This window comes from Agrobacterium sp. Ap1, assembly GCF_017313375.1.
In the GTDB taxonomy this organism is placed as follows: Bacteria; Pseudomonadota; Alphaproteobacteria; order Rhizobiales; family Rhizobiaceae; genus Neorhizobium; species Neorhizobium cellulosilyticum.
Genome location: NZ_JAFLMY010000001.1, coordinates 179602 through 196029, shown reverse-complemented (window position 1 = coordinate 196029; position 16428 = coordinate 179602). Strand labels below are relative to the sequence as shown.

20 protein-coding genes are annotated in these 16428 nt (G+C 59.8%); 10 read left to right on the top strand and 10 right to left on the bottom strand.

All coding sequences use genetic code 11. The features are described from left to right. Window positions 1-101: 101 nt before the first annotated feature. Together JZX87_RS01020 and pyk are read left to right on the top strand one after the other, a co-directional pair. Entirely contained in the window at window positions 102-485 is a 384-nt protein-coding gene (locus tag JZX87_RS01020) for a DUF1036 domain-containing protein (protein ID WP_223218398.1), read from the top strand. Next, window positions 485-1924, top strand: coding sequence for a pyruvate kinase (gene pyk, locus JZX87_RS01015; RefSeq protein WP_148143521.1), 1440 nt, complete (start codon window positions 485-487; stop codon window positions 1922-1924). The genes JZX87_RS01020 and pyk overlap by 1 nt, the downstream gene beginning before the upstream one ends. Window positions 1925-2049: 125 nt before the next feature. Here the strand turns inward: pyk and JZX87_RS01010 are convergent, their stop codons facing one another. The 6 genes from JZX87_RS01010 to JZX87_RS00985 form a co-directional block, all read right to left on the bottom strand. Further along, window positions 2050-3090, bottom strand: coding sequence for an alpha/beta fold hydrolase (locus JZX87_RS01010; RefSeq protein WP_183821106.1), 1041 nt, complete (start codon window positions 3088-3090; stop codon window positions 2050-2052). Window positions 3091-3112: 22 nt separating this feature from the next. Further along, on the bottom strand, window positions 3113-3745 hold the full coding sequence (locus JZX87_RS01005; protein ID WP_206823045.1) for a tetratricopeptide repeat protein: 633 nt from the start codon (window positions 3743-3745) through the stop codon (window positions 3113-3115). A 92-nt stretch (window positions 3746-3837) separates the two neighbouring features. Beyond that, window positions 3838-3963, bottom strand: a complete 126-nt coding sequence (ykgO, locus tag JZX87_RS01000) for a type B 50S ribosomal protein L36 (protein WP_006726873.1) — start codon at window positions 3961-3963, stop codon at window positions 3838-3840. A 129-nt stretch (window positions 3964-4092) separates the two neighbouring features. Then, entirely contained in the window at window positions 4093-5172 is a 1080-nt protein-coding gene (locus JZX87_RS00995; RefSeq protein ID WP_206823043.1) for a 5-(carboxyamino)imidazole ribonucleotide synthase, read from the bottom strand. Then, a complete protein-coding gene (purE, locus tag JZX87_RS00990) occupies window positions 5169-5663 on the bottom strand; it encodes a 5-(carboxyamino)imidazole ribonucleotide mutase (RefSeq protein WP_119941029.1) in 495 nt (164 codons plus the stop codon). Before purE ends, JZX87_RS00995 begins: the two co-directional genes overlap by 4 nt. Before the next feature lie 10 nt (window positions 5664-5673). Continuing rightward, on the bottom strand, window positions 5674-5877 hold the full coding sequence (locus tag JZX87_RS00985; protein ID WP_112454343.1) for a YdcH family protein: 204 nt from the start codon (window positions 5875-5877) through the stop codon (window positions 5674-5676). 229 nt (window positions 5878-6106) lie between these two features. On the opposite strand from JZX87_RS00985, the gene JZX87_RS00980 reads away from it, so the two are divergent. Beyond that, the gene (locus JZX87_RS00980; protein WP_148143532.1) at window positions 6107-6283 is read left to right on the top strand and encodes a YdcH family protein; all 177 of its coding nucleotides are present in this window, start codon (window positions 6107-6109) and stop codon (window positions 6281-6283) included. A gap of 149 nt (window positions 6284-6432) precedes the next feature. Here JZX87_RS00980 and JZX87_RS00975 read toward each other — a convergent pair whose 3' ends face one another. Beyond that, complete coding sequence (locus JZX87_RS00975) at window positions 6433-7200, bottom strand: sulfite exporter TauE/SafE family protein (protein WP_206823040.1); 768 nt, start codon at window positions 7198-7200, stop codon at window positions 6433-6435. A gap of 128 nt (window positions 7201-7328) precedes the next feature. On the opposite strand from JZX87_RS00975, the gene JZX87_RS00970 reads away from it, so the two are divergent. Then, complete coding sequence (locus JZX87_RS00970) at window positions 7329-7982, top strand: thiamine phosphate synthase (protein WP_206823039.1); 654 nt, start codon at window positions 7329-7331, stop codon at window positions 7980-7982. A 7-nt stretch (window positions 7983-7989) separates the two neighbouring features. Next, a complete protein-coding gene (locus tag JZX87_RS00965; protein WP_286193987.1) occupies window positions 7990-9069 on the top strand; it encodes a tetratricopeptide repeat protein in 1080 nt (359 codons plus the stop codon). Here JZX87_RS00965 and JZX87_RS00960 read toward each other — a convergent pair. After that, window positions 9066-9416 (bottom strand): DUF1648 domain-containing protein, encoded by a 351-nt coding sequence (locus tag JZX87_RS00960; protein ID WP_148143539.1) that lies wholly within the window; start codon window positions 9414-9416, stop codon window positions 9066-9068. The genes JZX87_RS00965 and JZX87_RS00960 overlap by 4 nt on opposite strands. 182 nt (window positions 9417-9598) lie before the next feature. Between JZX87_RS00960 and JZX87_RS00955 the strand changes: the two genes are divergently transcribed. From JZX87_RS00955 to JZX87_RS00940, 4 genes are all read left to right on the top strand, one after another. Beyond that, on the top strand, window positions 9599-10399 hold the full coding sequence (locus tag JZX87_RS00955; RefSeq protein WP_148143541.1) for an inositol monophosphatase family protein: 801 nt from the start codon (window positions 9599-9601) through the stop codon (window positions 10397-10399). Between the two features lie 119 nt (window positions 10400-10518). Next, a complete protein-coding gene (locus tag JZX87_RS00950; RefSeq protein WP_206823038.1) occupies window positions 10519-11565 on the top strand; it encodes a flagellar motor protein MotA in 1047 nt (348 codons plus the stop codon). Between the two features lie 3 nt (window positions 11566-11568). Continuing rightward, complete coding sequence (locus JZX87_RS00945; RefSeq protein ID WP_206823037.1) at window positions 11569-12600, top strand: peptidoglycan -binding protein; 1032 nt, start codon at window positions 11569-11571, stop codon at window positions 12598-12600. A gap of 3 nt (window positions 12601-12603) precedes the next feature. Next, a complete protein-coding gene (locus tag JZX87_RS00940) occupies window positions 12604-12822 on the top strand; it encodes a hypothetical protein (RefSeq protein WP_148143548.1) in 219 nt (72 codons plus the stop codon). A gap of 9 nt (window positions 12823-12831) precedes the next feature. On the opposite strand, the gene JZX87_RS00935 is transcribed toward JZX87_RS00940, so the two are convergent. After that, a complete protein-coding gene (locus tag JZX87_RS00935; RefSeq protein WP_206823036.1) occupies window positions 12832-14088 on the bottom strand; it encodes a glucoamylase family protein in 1257 nt (418 codons plus the stop codon). A gap of 23 nt (window positions 14089-14111) precedes the next feature. Then, entirely contained in the window at window positions 14112-15899 is a 1788-nt protein-coding gene (locus JZX87_RS00930; RefSeq protein WP_210348961.1) for an ABC transporter transmembrane domain-containing protein, read from the bottom strand. Between the two features lie 276 nt (window positions 15900-16175). On the opposite strand from JZX87_RS00930, the gene rpmE reads away from it, so the two are divergent. Then, window positions 16176-16397 carry a 50S ribosomal protein L31 gene (rpmE, locus tag JZX87_RS00925; protein WP_112454588.1) on the top strand — a complete coding sequence of 74 codons (222 nt, stop codon included), beginning with the start codon at window positions 16176-16178 and terminating at the stop codon, window positions 16395-16397. Window positions 16398-16428: the final 31 nt, after the last annotated feature.

Sequence of the window (16428 nt, the reverse complement as noted above, 5' to 3'; positions counted from 1 at the left end):
TGACGGAAACCGTGCCGATAAAATCGATTAAAATCTATCTTCGTTCGCTCCTTTCCGTTCCGGCGGGTGCTTTTGCTGTTTGCGCAAGCGCACCGCTTCTCATGGCTTCTCCGGCTCATGCTGATTTTCGTGTCTGTAACGGCACGCAGAATCTTGTCGGGGTGGCAATCGGTTATCGTGCCCAGGATGGTTGGAATACCGAGGGTTGGTGGCAGGTTCCTGCTTCCACCTGCGCTACTCTGATCGAAGGGGAACTGCAGTCACGATACTATTATCTTTATGCCGAGGATGCCGCCCGCGGAGGGCGGTGGACCGGAAATATCAATATGTGCGTCGCCGAGAATGAATTCAAAATTGTCGGCGTCAATGATTGTTTCACCCGTGGCCACCAGCGCATGGGTTTCAAAGAGTATGATACGGGTCGTCAGGGAAGCTGGATGGTCCAGCTGTCCGACACGCCCGGTACGCAAGAAGGCCAGAATTGATGAGGCGTAACCGCAAAGTAAAGATCCTTGCCACGCTCGGTCCGGCATCGTCGGAAGAGGCAATGATCCAGAAGCTCCACGAAGCAGGCGCTGACCTCTTCCGTATCAACATGAGCCATGCCAGCCATGAAATGATGCGTACCCTGATCGAGCGCATCCGCTCGGTCGAGAAGAAGTCGGGTCGCCCGATCGGTATTCTCTGTGACTTGCAGGGACCGAAGCTTCGCGTCGGCAAATTTGCCAACACCAAAGTAACACTGACCCCGGGTCAGACATTCACGCTCGACAACAACGAAGCGCCGGGTGACGAAAACCGCGTCTACCTTCCGCATCCGGAAATCCTCGAAGCGGTCAAGGCCGGCGATCGCCTGCTGATCGACGATGGCAAGCTGGCTCTGAAGGCTGTCGAAGCCGACGGCAAGAAGATCGTCTGCACCGTTGTTGCCGGCACCAGCATTTCCGACCGCAAGGGCGTCAGCCTGCCCGACACGATCCTGACCGTCGGCGTTCTGACCGACAAGGACCGCGCCGACCTCGATGCCGTTCTTGCCACCGAAGATGCCGACTGGGTTGCGCTGTCCTTCGTGCAGCGCCCGGAAGACCTGGCGGAAGTCCGCAAGATCGCTCGCGGCCGTGTCGGCATCATGTCGAAGATCGAAAAGCCGCAGGCTATCGAACGCATCGACGAGATCATCGAGCTTTCCGATGCTGTCATGGTTGCCCGTGGTGACCTTGGCGTTGAAATGCCGATCGAAATGGTTCCCGGTATCCAGAAGCAGCTGACCCGCGCCTGCCGCCGTGCAGGCAAGCCGGTCGTGGTTGCCACCCAGATGCTGGAATCGATGATCACGGCTCCGGTTCCGACCCGCGCGGAAGTCTCCGACGTGTCGATCGCCGTCTTCGAAGGCGCCGATGCCGTCATGCTGTCGGCCGAATCCGCTTCCGGTCAGTATCCGGTCGAAGCTGTCTCGATGATGGCGTCCATCGCCCGTCAGGTCGAGCAGGATCCGCTTTATCCGAGCATCATTTACGCACAGCGCGCAACGCCGGAAGCCACTGGCTCCGACGCGATCTCGCTTGCTGCACGCCAGATTGCCGAAACGCTCAAGGCTGCCGCGATCGTCACCTACACCCAGTCCGGCACGACCGGTCTGCGCGCCTCGCGCGAGCGTCCGAATGTTCCGATCCTGGCGCTGTCCCCGAATGTCAAGACGGCCCGCCGCCTTGCTGTCTGCTGGGGGCTGCACTGCGTCGTAACCGAGGATGCAAGCGATCTGGAAGACATGGTGAACCGCGCTGCGCGCATCACCGTTTCGGAAGAGTTCGGCAAGCCCGGCGACCGCGTCATCATCTCGGCCGGCGTTCCGCTCGGCACGCCCGGTTCGACGAACATGCTGCGTATCGCCTATATCGGCGCTGACGGCCAGACCGGCGCATAATCGGGCTGACACAATTTGCAATTACCAGACGGCCGGAGCGATCCGGCCGTTTGTCGTTTTGGAAATGGGCGTGGAGCAGTAAAGGCGGTCTGTAAGCGCAATCAGTGCGCCAGAGCGGTGACGCTTCACTTTCTTTCGATCGCCATTCCCAATGTTGTCTCGCTCGTAGTTCCCGACTGGGTCAGCCGCGCCTCAGCCATGCGTGCCAATGCCTGCAAGTCGCGGTCCATGCCTGCGATCTTTTCCATTGCGGCGATTGCCACGTCGGGCACCACATAGTCCGGCTTGTGGCCGAGGCCATGGATTTTCACCAGTTCGGAACCGGCTATATCACGCGCAAGCCCTTGGGAATGGATCTCTTCGAGCACGATCGGGTCGCTGTCGCCGGTGATGACAATGGTTGGTGCCGTAATCTCTTTATAACGTGGTGAGATGCGCGTGACATAGTCGTGCAGATTGGCGACATCGACCGCGTTGTTGCGGAAGTTTTCAGGCCTCAGCACCAGTGCGGGTGCGCCCTTCTCGACATAGCGGTCACGACGGAGGTTGGGGCTGAAGACGGACCTCGTTGCACCATCCAGCAGAACAAGGCCTGCGGGCAGGCTGATGAGGCGGGTGAACCAGAAGCCCAGATAGGGAGCGGCCGAAATCCTGTAGTACCAGTCCACGCCGCCGGGCCAGGGATGGGTTGCCGGTGCGAGAAACAGCAATCCGGCCGTCTTTTCGGGATGGAAGACGGCAAAGCTTGCAGTAATCGCCCCGCCGAAGGAGTGGCCGACGATGATGGCGCGCTGCATGCCCTTCATATCCATCACGCGGCTGATGGCTACCGCCTGTCCGTCCGGAAAGCCGTTCTCGGGCCTTCCGCGCTCCGAATAGCCATGTCCGGGCCTGTCGATGAAGAGAAGCTCCGCACGGCCTTCCAGGAGCTTGCGGAAGGCCGTTTCCTGGTCCCGCAGGTTGCCGCTTGCTCCATGGATGAAGACGATCGGGGGCAGGGCGGGATTTGGCGGTGCAGGAATGTGCAGAGCGTTGATCCTGTAGCCGCCGACATCGATCAGTTCGCCATGGCGCGGAAACTGCCGCTCAATCTGGCGGCTTTTCCAGGCGGTAAAGCTGAAGGCCGCGGCGACAAGAATGGCGACAAGGGCAAGCGGCAGAATCATTGGAGAATAACCTGGGAAAGGCTCAAGTTCTGTTCCCGGCGATCTTTTCCGAGAGTTTCGAGACGGCTTCCTGTGCCTCCCGATCTGCTGGATAGACGTTGAGATAGCGCTCCCAGGCCTTAAGCGCCATGTCGTCATCGCCGGCTTCCGTCAGTATTCCCGCTAAGCCGGCAAGAGCGCCGAAGTGGCGCGGTTCACGCTTCAAGACTTCGGCAATATCGGCCATCGCCTTGCGCTGATCCCCCATCGTGTAGTGAAGTGTAGCACGCCTGTTCCAGCCCTCTGTGAAGGCAGGATCGAGAAGGGTTACACGGTCGAGGAAGTCCAGCGCGGCGGCGTTCTTCTTTTCCTTGATGGCGTCTTCGGACCACTGCATCAGAAGGTTGACCGTGGCGCTGCCGGAATCGTTCATCTCGGCAATGACCTGGCTGGCAATACCCTTGGCCTTTTCAGGATCGCGCTCGCGTTTCAGCACCTCGAACAATGTGTCGAGCGGTTTTGCAGCTGCGGTCGTGGGGGCGGCTGATTCTGCTGCGGGGGTGGCCGGTTGCGGAACGGCTTGTGCAGGAGGGGCGGCTTGAGGCGCCTGTGCATGAGCAACAGGGGCGAGAGCGGCCAAAGCCAGAATAGGTGTGCTCAAAAGCAAATAGCGCATCCGGATAAGTTAATCCGGATGCGCCGAAGGTCAAAGCCGAATTGTCGCGCTATCGACAATTTGATTGCCGGCGAGAAACTCGCCTGCAGCAATCAGCCCTGGCGGGCCTTGAAGCGCGGGTTCTGCTTGTTGATGATGTAGATGCGGCCCTTACGGCGAACCAGACGGTTGTCGCGGTGACGAGCCTTCAGCGCCTTAAGCGAGTTCTTGATCTTCATTGTACTGGTCCAGCAGTCTGTGGGCTCATAGAGCCGCTTGTCTCTAACAATCGAAAGCGCGCCGCCTAGTCCCTAGAGATAGGGGCGCGCCTCAGGTTGGGGTGCAGATAACCCGAGGCTTTCTCCATGTCAACCTTGTGACGAGGTTTTCCGGCCTTTCAATTCGGTGACATGGCCCATTTTACGGCCCGGACGGGCTTCCGTCTTGCCGTAAAGATGGACAAGCACATCCTTGGTTGCCAGCCATTGCGGCAGCGTCAGAATGTCGTCGCCGATTAGGTTGGTCATCACGCAATCGGAATGCCTGTCCGGGTCGCCGAGCCCAAGACCGGCAACCGCGCGCATATGCTGCTCGAACTGCGAGATGACGCAGGCAGCCTCCGTCCAGTGGCCGGAATTGTGGACACGCGGGGCAACCTCGTTGGCTATCAGCGTGCCATCCGCCATGGCGAAGAATTCCATGCCGATAACGCCGACGTAACCGAGCGCTGCGAGCAGCTTTTCGGCCGCAGCACGGGCGGTTGCCGCTGTCTCGGCCGGGATGTTTGCCGGCAGGGTCGACGTATGCAGTATGCCATTGCGGTGGACATTCTCTGCCGGGTCGTAGCACCGAATCGTGCCGTCCTTGGCACGGGCGGCGATGATCGAGATCTCGCGCTCGAAGGCAACGAAGCTTTCGAGAATCAGGGGCACGGAACCGAGCGCTTCATACGCGCCTGCGGGTGAGTCGTCGCTCGAACGGAAAACGCGCTGGCCCTTGCCGTCGTAACCCATGCGACAGGTCTTCAGCACACCTTTGCCACCGAAGTCGACCAAAGCTGCTTCGAGCTCCTGCTGGCTGTTGACCGCATGGAAACGGGCCGTCTCGATGCCACAGTCGTTGAGGAAGTGCTTTTCCGTTAGTCGGTCCTGCGCGACTTCAAGTGCCTTGGATGGCGGGTAGACGGGAACCGAGCGCTCCAGCGTCTGGGCGGCCGAAACCGGCACGTTCTCGAATTCGTAGGTGACGATATCGCAGCGTCTGGCCAGTTCCGCGAGAGCGGCAGGATCATCATAGGCTGCGGTGATCTGCTCGTTGGCGACCTGAGCTGCGGGACAATCGGCCTGCGGTTCCAGAATGATGATGGTGAGGTTCAGCCTTGCGGCTGCCATTGCAAGCATGCGGCCGAGCTGGCCGCCGCCGATAATGCCGATCGTCTGCGCCTTCATGCTTCGTCCATCGGGTATTCGGCGACTGCGGCACTCTGGCGGGCGCGCCATTCGTCCAGGCGATAGGCGATGTCCTCGTCGGAGAGGGCAAGCACGGCCGCTGCAAGCAGGGCCGCATTGACCGCACCGGCGCGACCGATGGCGAGCGTGCCGACGGGAATGCCGGCCGGCATCTGGACGATCGACAGAAGGCTGTCCTGACCGGATAGAGCCTTGGACTGGACCGGAACGCCGAAGACCGGCAGCGGTGTCATCGAGGCGGCCATGCCGGGCAGGTGGGCAGCGCCGCCGGCACCGGCGATGATGACCTGAAAGCCCTCGTCACGCGCGCCCTTGGCGAAATTGAACAGGCGTTCGGGCGTCCGGTGTGCCGAAATAATGCGGGCCTCGTAGTCGATTTCGAGGGCATCGAGGGTTTCGGCGGCGTTCTTCATGGTCTCCCAGTCGGACTGGCTTCCCATGATGATGGCGACGGGCGGTGTCTCGGCCATTTGAGCGTTCCTAGGCAATGATGTCGGGCAGGATCTGATCTTCGATCTGGGTCATCTTGTCTTTTATGGCGAGCTTTTTCTTCTTCATGCGCTGCACGCGCAACGCATCGCAGCCCACCTTTATCATGGCGTTGATCGCGGCGTCGTAGTCTTCATGCTCCTGCCGGAGCTTTGCCAGCGCCAGCCGGTTGTCCGCCTGTTCCTGATCGGCCATGTCTTAAAGTCCCCATATCGATCCGGGCTTGTGACCCGGCCCAGCTTAATGCGCAAGCTCCTATCACCAAACCGCGTTAACGGGAAGTTCGCCAACGTCACGAATTTGCCGCGCTCTTGTCACGAAAACACCTTCGACAAACAGCTCAGATCGTGTCACACTTCCGTCGTAAACCTGAAGCTTCGGCCGATGGAGTGGCCGGAGCAGGCAATAGGGAAGGACATGCCACATGACCATCCAGGCTCATATAGCATCGCTTGAAAAGAAGCACGGCGATCTCGAGGAGGAGCTCCAGGCGATTCTTTCGTCTCCTTCATCTGACGATCGGGAAATCGCCGATCTGAAGCGTCGTAAGCTGCGTATCAAAGACCAAATGCAGCGCCTCAAGGCGTCTACACGCCACTAAGGCAAGCTAATAGAGCCATAGCCGCGGATCTCGATTTGGATATGATCCGATAGCGGCGCAAAACCCAATTTTCAGTTCTGGTCGTGGTTCATGCGGGCTGCGGCCAGAATTGTTTCCGGAGCCTGGTTTTATCCCCAATCCGGGCCTGTTCAGAACGGGAGGCCATCCCATAGCAGCTTGAGGCCGGCAAGAAAGGCGAGGCCATAGGTCATCGGGTAAAAGGTTTCGGCCTTGAGATGCTTGACGACGGCCGCTCCCATTATTGTCGAGACGAGTGCTACAGGCAGAAGCGTTGCCGACAGGGTCAGGTTCTGCGTATCCAACGCACCCAGAAAGAAATAGGGTATCACCTTCACCGCATTGACGATGGCGAAGAAGCGGATGCTCGCGCCGGTGTAGTTTTTCGGATCAAGCTGCATCGGCAGGACATAGATTTGGAACGGCGGGCCCCCGGCATGGGCAACAAAGCTGGCGTAACCCGAAAGCGATCCCCAGAATGTTGCGGCGACCGGGCGATGCGGGAGAGGGGCAACGATTTCGCCCCGGCGCCCATAGACCTGCCAGAAATAGCGGGCGGCGAACAGAATGGTCGCGGAAGCGATCACCACTTTCAGCGCATCGTCGGAGACATAGGCCGACGTCGCCCAACCGAGGGCGATGCCGATCACACCGCCGGGCATGATCATCAGCAGTGTTTTCGGGTCATTGTATTTGCGCCAGGACCACAGCGCGACAGCATCCATCAGAATAAGGATCGGCAGGAAAATTGCGGCTGCCTGGACCGGCTCGACCGCAAGCGACATGATCGGTACGCCCATCAAGCCGATCGCGCCGCCGATGCCGCCTTTCGACAGACCGACAAGCATGACTGCCGGAACTGCGGCGAGGAAGAACGACAGGCTGGGAAAATCTATCATCGGCGGTTACTGTCGAGGGTGTTGATCCTGCAATCCGTCCGGTCTATCGAATTGTCCGAATAAAACCAGAGCGGAACGTGCTGAAGCGGTACGTCTTCGCTTCAAGGCGAGAATGATCGGATAAGAACATGACAGAACCGGACAACCGCTGCCGCATCGTGCTGATCGTACCGGATGATGCCGATGCCGATCACCAGGCCAAACTTCTAACGGAGGCCATGTCGGGTGGCGATGTCGCATCGGTCATCCTCCCGCAATACGGGCTGGACGATCAGGCATTCCAGAAGCGGGCGGAAGTGCTGGTGCAGATCATCCAGAATGCCGGAGCCGCCGCCATCATTTCCGGTGACAGCCGGGTTGCCGGTCGCGCCAAGGCCGATGGTCTTCACATGTCGGGTTCGCTCGAGGAATTGGGTGAGGCGATCGAGAAGTTCACGCCGAAGATGATTGTCGGAGCCGGCGGTGCGGCGGAACGGCATACTGCGCTCGAGATTGGCGAATTGAGGCCGGACTATATTTTCTTCGGCCGTTTCGATGGCGACATCAAGCCGGAAGCTCATCCGAAGAACGTTGCGCTTGCTGAGTGGTGGGCGTCGATGATCGAGATCCCCTGCATCACTATGGGCGGCAACGATGCCGAATCGGTTGTCGCCGTCGCCGAGAGCGGAGCCGAATTCGTGGCGTTGCGCGATGCCGTTTTTGCCAGTGGTGATGGCCCCGCTGCAGCCGTTGCCAAGGCCAATGCGTTGCTGGACGAAAAAGCGCCACGGTTTGAGGGTTGATGGTCGCATGCCATCGACGAAAAAACTGTATCGCAATCCGGTCAAAGTCTTCACTGCACTGCTCGTTTCTGTGGCTGCGGTCACATCTGTGCATGCCCAGTCCAATCAGGCGGTGACCCGGCCGGTCGGGCCGGAAGCAGGCAAGATGGAGCGGCAGCAGCAGCCTGATGGCTTGGTGCCGTCGGGCGGCGTCGAGCTTTACAGGCGAATGGGTGCTGCATTGCCAGCGCCACCTGAGGAAAAAACTTATAGCGGCAAGGTCGATGAGGCTTATGGCGCCTATCAGCGCGGCATGTATGTCGAGGCGATGAAGCTTGCGCTTGAACGGGCGCAGCAGGGCGATGCAGCGGCGCAGACATTGGTTGCAGAGATGATGACGAAGGGGCAGGGGATCGCGCGCGACCCCAAGGGCGCTGCCTTCTGGTATGGTCAGGCCGCCGAAGGAGGCGATGCCGCAGCAATGTTCCAGTATGCGCTGCTGTTGATGACGGGACGCGATGTTCCGGCCGATAAAAAGAAGGCCGATGATTTCATGCGTCGCGCGGCGGAAGCCGGGAATTCGGCGGCCCAGTTCAACTGGGGCCAGATCCTTATTTCCGACAATCCCGGCGAAAAGGGAATGCAGCTGGCACTGCCGTTCTATGAAAAATCCGCCAGCCAGGGCGTAGCCGATGCGCAATATGCCGTGGCCCAGCTCTACATGGCGCTTCGCGAAGTTTCACCGACCAAAAAGGCACAGGCGCGTGACTGGATGCTGCGTTCCGCCAAGGCAGGCTATGACACCGCCCAGTTGGACATGGGCATCTGGTATGTAAACGGCGTCGGCGGCGAGCGTGACTACGACAAGGGGTTCGAGTGGTTGAGGATTGCCGCGATGCGCGGCAATGTGGTCGCCCAAAACAAGCTTGCCTATCTCTATATCAATGCGCTCGGCACGCGACCCAACCCCGTGGAAGCCGCCAAGTGGTACGTGCTCTCCCGGCGCGCCGGCCTGCAGGATGCCGGACTTGAGGATTTCTATCTCGGCATTAACGAAGACCAGCAGAAACAGGCGATCGATGCCGCCAACAAGTTCCGGCGGAATTAGCCCTGTAGCGCCTGCAATGCAAAGAGCGCGCCGCGGATGATGAAGCCGTGGGCTACGGCCAGCGCCAGAATAACAAACAGCCAGATGGCAGTGTAAAGACCGGGTCGATCAAGCGCCTTTGGGTTGATGGACGGCGACACGACAAAGACGGCGACCGCAAACAGCATCGCGCCGGGCAGCAGGAAAAGAGCGATCGTCGGGCGCGCGAAATTATCCGGATTTCCGGAGAAGTCGAAGTGGATCGGCAGCATAGTCTCGGCCGGCAATGCGGCCCATAGGCCCAGCGACAAAAAGGTCATGGTGATGAGCATGCCGAGGCTGATAAAAAGAGGGATGGGCATGCGCATGGGGCTGTCTCCTGTATGAGGTCTGCCCTCCTTTCGCAGGCTGGGCCGCGAATGACAACACTGCCGTGCGACCGCATGACTTGAATTTACCGGCAATTTGTGGTCTTGAAGCCGCCCAATCAACAAAATCAGTATCGCCCGCTCTCCCGGTCATCCGGATTCCGGGGCTCAAGGATTCCGAAATGGCCCGTTCAGCGCTTCTCAATGTCATGGTGCAGGCTGCCTTGAAGGCAGGCAAATCGCTTACCAGAGATTTTGGTGAGGTGCAGAATCTGCAGGTTTCCGTAAAGGGACCGAGCGACTTCGTTTCGCAGGCCGACCTGAAAGCTGAAAAGATCGTCCGTGACGAGCTGATGAAGGCTCGCCCGACCTATGGCTTCCTTGGTGAAGAGGGGGGCGAAGAAAAGGGCACAGACGGTGCGCATCGCTGGATCGTCGATCCGCTCGATGGCACCACCAACTTCCTCCACGGCATTCCGCAGTTTGCAGTCTCGATCGCGCTCGAGCGCAATGGCGAGATCGTTGCCGGTGTCGTGTTCAACCCGGCAGTGGATGAACTCTATACGGCGGAAAAGGGCGGCGGTGCGTTCCTCAACGACCGCCGTATCCGTGTCGCTGCCCGCCGGGTGTTGTCCGATTGCGTCATCGGCTGCGGCATTCCGCATCTGGGCCGTGGCAACCACGGCAAGTTCCTCGTCGAACTGCGTCATGTCATGGGTGAAGTTGCAGGCGTTCGCCGTGCGGGTGCGGCTGCTCTCGATCTTGCTTATGTCGCTGCCGGTCGTCTTGACGGTTTTTGGGAAGCCGAGCTTTCTCCGTGGGATATGGCTGCCGGCCTGCTGCTCATTCGCGAAGCCGGCGGCTTCGTTTCCGACATGAAGGGCGCGCAGAACATGTTCGAGGCCCGCAATGTGATCGCTGGCAACGAACTGATCCGTAATGCACTGGTCGAAGTCGTCAATCGTCCGGTGCCGAGCCGCTGAGGCAATAGGGAATTCAGTGCGCGCTATTGGATAGCGCACTGTTTTCCAATGCTTGCGCACTTCAATTCGTCGCAATTTTACACTAGCCTCCGCTCAATTTAGCGGAGTCGAGGCGTATTATGGCGAATGCGACAGTGGATGATCTGGACGAGTCGGAAACCGGCCGCGGCGGCTATAAACACAAGCTCTCCAATCCTGCGTCGTTCCTCTGGACGATGCTCATCTTTCTCGCGCTTGTCGGCTTCGTCGCGTCGATCCTCTACCGACAGGCGGCGCACGCGTTCCAGACCAATCCGGGCCTGAACGGTCTGATCCTCGGCGTTCTGGCAATCGGTATCCTGCTCGTCTTCGTGCAGGTGATCAGTCTTGCGCGGGAAGTCGGCTGGTTCAATTCCTTCCGGGCCGCCGGTGGTAATGCCGACAAGGTGGGCCGCGAACCGCGCCTGCTCGCCCCGATGCGCACCCTGATCGGTCGCCGCCGCAAGGTGGCGCTGTCGACCGTCGCCTATCGCTCCATCCTCGATTCGATCGGCACGCGACTGGACGAATCGCGCGATACTTCGCGCTATCTCATAGGCCTTCTGGTTTTCCTCGGCCTGCTTGGCACGTTCTGGGGGCTAATTGAAACGATCGGCTCGATCAGCGACGTCATCGGTGCGCTTGATCCGTCGTCGGGCGGCTCGAACGACATTCTGAGCGCAATCAAAAGCGGATTGGCCCAGCCGCTCGCCGGCATGGGCACGGCGTTTTCGTCCTCGCTGCTCGGCCTTTCCGGTTCGCTGATTCTAGGCTTCCTCGATCTGCAGGCCGGCCGCGCACAGAACCGCTTCTATACGGAACTCGAAAACTGGCTCTCTTCGGTAACCGACGTTGGTTACGACGGGCCGATCGCCAATGGCGATAACGGCGCCGCAGATGAACTGAAGGCACTGACCGCCGAGTTACGCAAGCTTGCTGCCGTCCAGGCCAAGGCCGGGCGTGACGGCGCCGAGAGCGAGCGTTCGATGGCTGCCATGGCCAATCTGGCTGAAGGTATTCAGGGGCTCGTGAAGAACATGCGCAACGAGCAGCAGATGCTGCGTGACTGGATCGAGGCGCAGCAGGAAGAATCCAAGGCGATGCGCCGCACGCTTGACCGGCTTTCCGACAAGATCGGGGGGAAATAAGCGATGGCGCTCGCCAAGAACCGCCGTCGCGAACGCACAGTCGATTTCTGGCCGGGCTTCGTGGATGCGCTGTCCACTCTTCTCATGGCGATCATGTTCCTGCTGACGGTCTTCGTGCTGGCGCAGTTTCTGCTAAGCCGCGAGATCACCGGTCGTGACGAGGTGTTGAGCCGCCTAAACAGCCAGATCGCAGAGCTGACAAACCTGCTGGCGCTGGAAAAGAGCGGCAATCAGGATCTCGAAGATCAGCTTGCCAACCTTCAATCCTCGTTGGCTGCAGTGGAAAGCGATCGCTCGCGTCTGCAGCAGCTTTTGAATGACGGCGCCGGCAGCAGTGCGGCCGCCAATGCAAAAGTTGGTGAGCTAACCAGCGAGTTGAACAACCAGCAGCAGATCAGCCAGCGCGCGGCAAGTCAGATCGAACTCCTCAACCAGCAGATCGCAGCATTGCGCGCGCAGATCGCTGCGGTGGAGCAGGCGCTTCAGGCTTCGGAAGCCAAGGATGCGACCTCGCAGGCGCAGATCTCGGATCTCGGCCGCCGCCTGAATGTTGCCCTCGCTGCGCGCGTGCAGGAACTCAACCGCTATCGCTCCGACTTCTTCGGCCGTTTGCGTGAAATCCTCTCGGATCGCGAAAATATCCGTATCGTCGGCGACCGTTTCGTCTTCCAGTCGGAAGTGCTGTTTCCGGTCGGTGGCAGCGAGCTGGATGATGCCGGACATGGTGAAATGGATAAGCTGGCAATGGCCCTGCTTGAGCTTGCCAAGGAAATACCGGCGGAAATCAATTGGGTGCTCAGGGTCGACGGCCATACCGATAATTCGCCGCTCTCCGGTGCGGGGCGTTATCGCGACAACTGGGAGCTTTCATCCGCCCGCGCAACTTCGGTTGTGAAGTATCTGATTTCGAAGGGTGTTCCGGCTCACCGGCTTGTCGCTGCCGGCTTCGGCGAATTCCAGCCGATCGCTCCGGGCGATACGCCAGAAGCGAAGTCTCAGAACCGGCGTATCGAATTGAAGCTGACGGAACGCTGATCGATGGTTGCGCAAAAACGAGATATCAACGCCCTGATCAAGGCGGTGGCGGATACGCCACGCCGTGACAATAGCACCTACCATCAGGTAATTGCCGAGGCGCGCGAAATGTTTGACCAAGCCGAAGCAGCGCTCGGCGGGGCGGTCAGGATGAAGACGAAGACCAAGCTGAAGCCGAACGGCAAATATGTGGTGAAATGGGTCTTCGAGCGGGCCGAATAGGCCCTGTCCTCATGCCGTATAGTGGCTTGAGGTGAAGCCGAGGCGCTCCAGTCCGCGCCGCACTTCAGGCGCCTTCATGAACAGGCTCCACAAAAGGCCGGAGCGGTGGTTCTCTATCATGGCGATGAGCGGACCCTGGTCGATGGCGATATAGGTTGGCGCGAGCCAGTCTATTGCCGGTGCAAAGGCATCGACGAAACCGAACGATCCGAACAGCTTTCCATCCTCGTAGCGGATCATGGCGCGCAGGGCCTCTTCGGCCTCCGACGGCTGAAAGGGGAAGCTCGACAGTGCCGCGGTCGGGGCGATGGCGCCCGTGTCCGACGTTGGAGAATTGGCGTTGTAGCCATTCGGCGCCTCCGAAGCCGTCAGGCCCCAGACATCGTATTGCTTATAGGCCGGGATGCTGAGGCAGTAGTCCCGGTTGATCTTCGTATGCGCCACGGCCTGCTGCCAATAATCGGCATAGCGGTCCGACAGTCCGCGCGGATCAAGCGCGCAGAAGGAATATTGGGAGAGGAACAGCGGGCCACCAAGAGGCTCACCGAGGGGAAGTTCGGTGCCGAAATAGCTTTCGCCGTTTTTCATCGCGCCGGAGCGCGCCCAGCCTTCATGATAACTTTCCGGCTTGATCGAATGCGTGTCAGAACCAGCCGCCAGCACATAGGCCGAGAGCGCTTCGTTCCAGCCCTTGATCGGAAGGTTCATGGTCCAGTTGTGGATCGGGCTCCAGTGCCAGTAAAGCGGACCATCGTCCTTGCCGCGTGTGAACCAGTCCCACTCGACTTCGTCGAACAGCCGCGTGACAGTTTCCCGCAGAGCCCGCTCGGTTTCCGATGCGCCGGTGAAATATTCTCGCGCGCAGATCAGGCCCTGAAACAGGAGGGCGGTTTCCACAAGGTCGCCGGCATCGTCATATTGCGAAAACTGGACGGTCTCGCTGGTGGCGCCATCGACCATGTGGGGGAAGGCGCCGTGATAGCGGGTTGCGAGGTTCAGGCGGTCCAGAATGAGGCTGATCCGCTCCAGCGCCTCATCGCGGGTCACCCATTGCCGCTCTGCCGCAACAAGGATCGCCATCAGCCCGAAACCGGTGCCGCTGATGGAGATCATGTTGGTGGCAATCGCGCCGTTTACCCAGCGCTTGTCATAGGTTAGCTTGCTATCTGCATGCGCGCCTTCCCAGAAATACAGGAAGGTCTGGTACTGAACGCTGTCCAGCAATTGCTCGAGCGGGGCATTCGGGTCCAGTGGCTCGACAATCATGCAGTCTCAATCCTGTTTATCGGTCAGATAGCGCTTGCGCTGCGCTGTTCCAGATCATGGAACTGCAGGCGCGCCAGCTTGGCGTAAAGTCCACCCTTGGCGACGAGGCTCTGATGGGTTCCTTCCTCGACAACGCGACCGTCTTCAAGCACGAGAATTCTGTCAGCCTTGAGGACGGTTGCCAGGCGATGGGCGATGACGAGCGTCGTGCGGTTTTCCATCAGCCCGTCAAGCGCGCGCTGTACCAGAGTTTCGCTTTCGGCATCGAGCGCGGAGGTTGCCTCATCCAGAAGCAGGACGGGCGCATTCTTCAGGATCGCCCGGGCAATCGCGATACGCTGCCGCTGGCCGCCGGAAAGGGTGATGCCGCGTTCGCCGGCCATGGTGTCATAGCCCTGGTCGAGCTTGCCGATGAACTCGTCAGCCTGGGCGGAAATGGCCGCGGCACGGACGGCCTCGCGGGTAGCACCCGGCATGCCGAAGGCGATGTTGTCGTGGATCGATGCGGCAAAGATCGTCACGTCCTGCGGCACGATTGCCAGGCGCGAGCGGATGTCTTCGATGCAAGCATCGCGAAGATCGACGCCGTCCAGTTTCACCGATCCGGTCTGTGGGTCGTAGAACCGCATCAGAAGCGAGAATATCGTGCTCTTGCCGGCACCCGACGGGCCGACGATGGCGATCGTTTCACCGGCTTTGACATTCAAGGACAGGCGGTTGAGCGTAATCGCGCTGACGCGGGCCGGATAAGCGAAGGAGACCTGATCGAACTCGACCTCCCCGCGGGCCGGTGAAGGCAGGGCAACCGGTTGTTCGGGGTCCTGAACGGCCGGGATTTCATGCAGAAGTTCGGTCAGCCGTTCGGCGGCGCCACCGGCGGCGGAAAGCTCGCCCCAGACTTCCGAGAGCTGGCCGAGCGAGCTTGCGGCGATCACCGAATAAAGCACGAACTGGCCAAGCGTGCCGGCGCTCATCTCGCCGGCAAGAACGCTCTGCGCGCCATACCACAAGACGCCGACGATCGAGCCGAAGACGAGGAGAATGGCAAAGCCGGTCAGCAGTGCGCGCGAACGGATCGCGACGCGGGCGGCGTCATAGGCATTCTCGACAGCAGAGGCATAACGCACGCTTGCCATCTCTTCGCCGCCGAAGGCCTGAACGGTGCGGGTCGCCGCCACGGTCTCCGATGCGAAAGCCGAGCTTTCTGCCAGCGTGTCCTGTGCGGCGCGGGAACGGCGGCGCACATTGCGGCCAAAACCGACGATCGGGAAGACGATGACCGGAATGGCGCCAAGCACCATGACCGAAAGCCATGGGCTGGTATAGATCATCATGCCCATGGCGCCGAGACAGAGAATAGTGTTGCGCAAAGCCTGGGAGGCGGCCGAACCGAAGGCGGACTTGATCTGGGTCGTGTCGGCTGTCAGGCGCGATACGATCTCCCCCGATTGGTTGACGTCGAAGAACGATGCGGAAAGGCGGGTGACATGGGCGAAGACTTCGCGCCTCAGGTCGGCCACCACGCGTTCACCGATGGTGATCACGTAGTAATACCGCATGGCACTGGCCAGCGCCAAGAGGATGGCAAGGATCAGCAGCATGCCGAAATAGTTGTTTATGAAATGGCCGTCGGAAGACGCGAATCCATGATCGACCATGCGCCGGACGGCGAGCGGAAGAGCAAGTGTTGTCGCGGCCGCCAGAACCAGAAAGAAAAGAGCCGAAGCAACCAGCCTTCGATAACGGGAAAGATAGGGGATCAGTCGGGCGAGGGGCTTGAGGCTGCGATTCTTCTTTTCGGTCTCAGACATGTCTGCCACGGGAACTCCTGCTTGCGCATCGTCATTTTCACAATACGCGAACTCTAATATTTCAACGCATGCTGCCCGCCATTGATGTCGGACAAAGAACGCTGTAGAGGCCCTCTTATCTTGGCCTTGCGGGTACTTGTGCTAGTCGCGACCTTCCTGTATAGGCTCCGCATCGAATTGGGAAGCCGTGACCGTGCTGGTCTACGGCTTCATTGATTAAAGAGGGTCGGTGATCGCAAATGCGGCATGGAGACCCCGCAGAGCAGGAATATCGACATGAAGGCTGACATTCATCCCGAATACCACAAGATCAAGGTCGTCATGACCGATGGCACCGAGTACGAAACCTTCTCCACCTGGGGTTCGGCCGGCGACACGATGAACCTTGAAATCGACCCGAAGTCCCATCCGGCATGGACTGGTGGCAACCAGCAGCTGATGGACCGTGGCGGTCGCGTTTCCAAGTTCAACAAGCGTTTCGGCGGCCTCGGCCTCTAATAGCCTTAACGTTGGCGGACCAAAAAAAGCC